Below are 1,649 nucleotides of genomic sequence, written 5' to 3' on the forward strand. Positions count from 1 at the left end.
CAGCGCCTAGCCGCAAAATTGCGGGAGTTGGGCGTCGATCCTGAGGCAATCGACTAGTAGGTGCGCCCGCGCCAAGAGCGGGGGCGACTGAGGGCCGACAAGATCACCCGCAGGACAGCCAAGGGATCGGCCAGCGGCGAAGCCCAGAATGTCCAGGGGGGATCCTGGTAGGAGCCGCGAATGCCCGCCAGCACGCCCAAGCGCAGGGCGAGTAGGCCTAGGTTTAGCCCCAACAGAACCTGCTCTGTTAGGGAAAAGGGCAACCCCATCCCGGCCTTGATCCCCAGCCCCCCAACCGCCAAGACCGGGATCCCTTGGGTGAGCGCCAGCAGGGCGATATCCCCCCACAGCTGAGCTCTGGGAGTGGCGTCTTTCAAATCCAGGGATCGGCCCCACTCCCGCCAAGTTTCGCCAAAAGAAGTGTACATGCGCACCTTGAGCAGGTGCCGACCATCGCAGAAAGCTACCTTAAAGCCGGCTGCCGCGATCTGCCGCACCAGGGTGACGTCGTCGCAAAAGGAAGCCCGCGCCAGCGTGTAGCCGTTCATGGCTTCCAGCACCGAGCGGCGCACCAACATGCACTGCCCATTGGCCATCGTCCGCTCCGGCAGAGCAGCCGTGTCCCCTGCCGCCCCATAGCGGTAGATCAGGGTTGTCAAAAGAGCCGGCTGCAGCCAAGCTTCTCCCCAGTGCTCCAAGATAAACTGCGGCGCCAGGGTGATGAGATCCAGCTGGTTGGCCTGGGCAGTTTCCAGCAAGCGCTCTACCAGGACCGGCTGGGGGCGGGTATCGGCATCAATACCCAGGATCCACTCAGAGGCGGGATCCGATTGGAGAAATCCATAGTGCAACGCCCAGGGACGACCTACCCAGCCACTGGGCAGGGGATCGTCGGTCAAGAGGCGAAAGCGGGGATCCCGCTCGGCCATCTGCAGCACTTTCTCGCGGGTGCCATCCTGGGAGCGGCTATCCACCACCAGCACCTCGCGCACAACCGCTCCCTGGCGGTGCAGCCCTTCCAGGCAGGGATCCAGGCGCTTGGCTTCGTTGAGGGTGGGCAGTAGGACGCTGACCAGGCCCGGCGGGAAGGGGATCCCCGCTTGGCCAGGGGGCAGAGGGGAAGGACGCCACAAAGACGGCAGCAGCCGCGCCAGCAACACCGCCACCATTGGCAGCTGCAGGGCCAGCAAAATCAGGGCAGCCGCATCCCCCATCGGGATCCCGTGCGTATCCATTGGAGCTACCTTCCCACCTCAAACAAATCAAACAAAAGTTGCCCGGCGGAACCCAACCCGGCGACTTTGGTTCAGAATCAATGTGGCTCCCGACCTTGACTTTCTCAGCCCTTTGTGGATGTTTCCACCCAGCTCAGCCCCAAGGGATCCCTTGTCACCCTGGTCAAGCTTCCGGCAGGAAAGCTGGATCCCGCTTTGGTGCGGAAAGAGCTGGGCCAAATTCTTGCCGAGAAACCCAAACACCTCTTACTGGATCTAAGCCAGGTTACGCTGCTCGACAGCATGGGGGTGTCGGCTTTGGTGTGGGCAAGACGCACCTGTACTCCCGCCGGCTGTCATCTCAAGCTCTGCGGCTTAGGAGAACAAGCCAAGCTGGTTCTCAAGGTTACCCATCTGGATTCTCTTTTTGAGATC

The 1,649-nt window shown here is 62.0% G+C and carries 2 protein-coding genes; one reads left to right on the top strand and one right to left on the bottom strand.

The window, feature by feature from the left end:
- Positions 1-53 precede the first annotated feature (53 nt).
- Positions 54-1,235, bottom strand: coding sequence for a glycosyltransferase family 2 protein (locus NW844_RS03905; RefSeq protein WP_414333656.1), 1,182 nt, complete (start codon positions 1,233-1,235; stop codon positions 54-56).
- A 114-nt stretch (positions 1,236-1,349) separates the two neighbouring features.
- Between NW844_RS03905 and NW844_RS03910 the strand changes: the two genes are divergently transcribed.
- The coding region (locus NW844_RS03910; RefSeq protein ID WP_414333657.1) for an STAS domain-containing protein at positions 1,350-1,649 on the top strand (300 nt) is incomplete at its 3' end.

The organism is Synechococcus sp. H55.2, from assembly GCF_047462495.1.
GTDB lineage: Bacteria > Cyanobacteriota > Cyanobacteriia > Thermostichales > Thermostichaceae > Thermostichus.

What these genes read in the sequence shown, in the direction of transcription:
- NW844_RS03905 (WP_414333656.1), bottom strand. Translation starts at nt 1,235, where the DNA reads ATGGATACGCACGGGATCCCGATGGGGGATGCGGCTGCCCTGATTTTG.